The sequence below is a fragment of the Schnuerera sp. genome (assembly GCF_035459645.1).
Taxonomy (GTDB): Bacteria; Bacillota; Clostridia; order Tissierellales; family Tepidimicrobiaceae; genus Schnuerera.
In genome coordinates this window covers 1-1,948 of sequence record NZ_DATHXO010000271.1, presented here as the reverse complement: position 1 = coordinate 1,948, position 1,948 = coordinate 1, and the positions used below count along the sequence as shown (strand labels likewise).

Annotated in this window: 1 protein-coding gene; it reads left to right on the top strand. The window is 28.6% G+C overall.

Annotation, left to right across the window (positions count from 1 at the left end):
• The first annotated feature begins 289 nt into the window (after nucleotides 1-289).
• Nucleotides 290-1,720, top strand: coding sequence for a transposase (locus tag VK998_RS06345; RefSeq protein WP_325226670.1), 1,431 nt, complete (start codon nucleotides 290-292; stop codon nucleotides 1,718-1,720).
• Nucleotides 1,721-1,948 lie beyond the last annotated feature (228 nt).

Sequence of the window (1,948 nt, the reverse complement as noted above, 5' to 3'; positions counted from 1 at the left end):
CTTTGTTTTGCTTACTCCTTCAAAGAAATTATCTCCATGCCAGGATGGATACATATCACCGTTAAATTCAGTAGTCTCAAGAACCCTATCTTTCAATAATAAAAAACCTGTTCCTCTTGTTGCCATTTTCATTCCCCCTTAAAATTTAATAAGGATAGCTCGTTGCAGAATTCTACAACTCGCATAAATACTACATTTAATCTATTGAAATGGATAAGTTTCCCCCATTTTTGGGTATATATATTAACAAGACATTTAAAATTAAAACCAAAAATGAAAGGAGAAACTTATGCCAATTTCAGCTAAACAATTAAACTTTTGTGATATTTCTACTGATTTTGATAAATTTTATAATCAAAATCAAGATGACTTACTTTCTTTATTAAGTGAATTTATTAATATTAGTGATTTTATTCCATTTTCTTTTTATCAAAAATATTATTCTAAGCTTGGTGCTAAAAGAGACTTCTCTCTTGAATCTATGTTAAGTGCTTTTATTATCAAAAATATTTTATCTGTTCCTTCTGTTGATCTTTTGATCTCTTTTTTATCGTTTTCGTCTGAGTTACGTAAGTTTTGTGGCTTTTTAAAAGTTCCTAATAAATCTCAGTTTTCTAGGTTTAAATCAAATTTCTTTGATGACCTTAATGATCTATTTAATAATTTAGTCGATCATACTGAAAAAATTTCTGAAAAAATCAATCCTTTGTTATCTTCCATCTTGATCACTGATACCACAGGATTTGAATCTTATGTCACTGAGAATAATCCTAAGTTTTATCAGTCTGAACTTAGAAAAGCTAAAGCTTATTCTAAGAGAATCAAAAAAGATAATCCTAACTCAAATTTTGATATTGAAAAATATGCTCAAGGTCAAATGCCTAAGTATGCTAATTCTAATCCAGATGCAAAGCTTGCTTATCTTAACGGCCATTTTGGATATTATTTAAAATGTACTATTTCTACTAACGCTTTTGGCCTTGTTAGAAACGTCAACTTCTATGATGCTGACAATAATCTTGATTTAGATTTAAGCCCTCAGGATGTAAAAGATTCTTATGATTCTAAATCGTTAATTCCTGCTCTTGAAACATATTTTCAACTACATCCTAATTTTTCTTATAAATATTTTTTAGGTGATTCTGGTTTTGATGCTGATGATAATTATGCTTATCTCCATCAAAAAAAGATTATGCCTATTATTAACTTAAACCCTCGTAATTCACAAGATTTACCTCAACCTGGATTCAATGATGTAGGTGTTCCTCTTTGTCCTTATGATTCTTCTTTGCCTATGGTCTATGATGGTATCACTCGTGAAAAAGGACGAGCTGATAGAGTAAAATACATCTGCCCTAAGACCAAGAAAACTAAAATCAATGGTAAAACCACCTATGTTTTAAGTTGTCAAAATCCGTGTACTCAATCAAAATGTGGACGAATTAAACAACTTACTATACACCACAACTATCGCTTTAATTCCTCTATCCCACGTGATAGCTTGAAGTGGCAAAAACTATATAGACTTAGAACTATCTGTGAAAGATCTATTTCTCAGATTAAAAATTTTATACAAATTAAAACATCTAAAGTTAGAAACACTATCTCTTTAAAAGCTGATGTTTTACTTGCTTGTATTTCTCAATTAGTTGCCTTTATTCTTATGGTTAAGACAGAAAACCATAAGAATCCTCTTGCAATTAAATCTTTAGTTGCATAAGCTAATTTAAATTATTTAATTAAATAATTTTTTCAAAGGTTTATTAGACCTTTATTTTGCTATGCTCTTTTTTGTGTATAATCTAAATACTTACATAGTTTTATTAGATATTCTCACCTTCTGTTGTGGATAACCCTTTATAATTTTAAAATTCTATTCTGCAACTAACTACTATTGATATAGGAGATACAAAATTTAAAATAAATATTTGTTTTAATAAGATATTTT

Excerpts from the sequence above, each read along its gene's own strand:
- VK998_RS06345 (WP_325226670.1), top strand. The coding sequence starts at position 290 with ATGCCAATTTCAGCTAAACAATTAAACTTTTGTGATATTTCTACTGAT.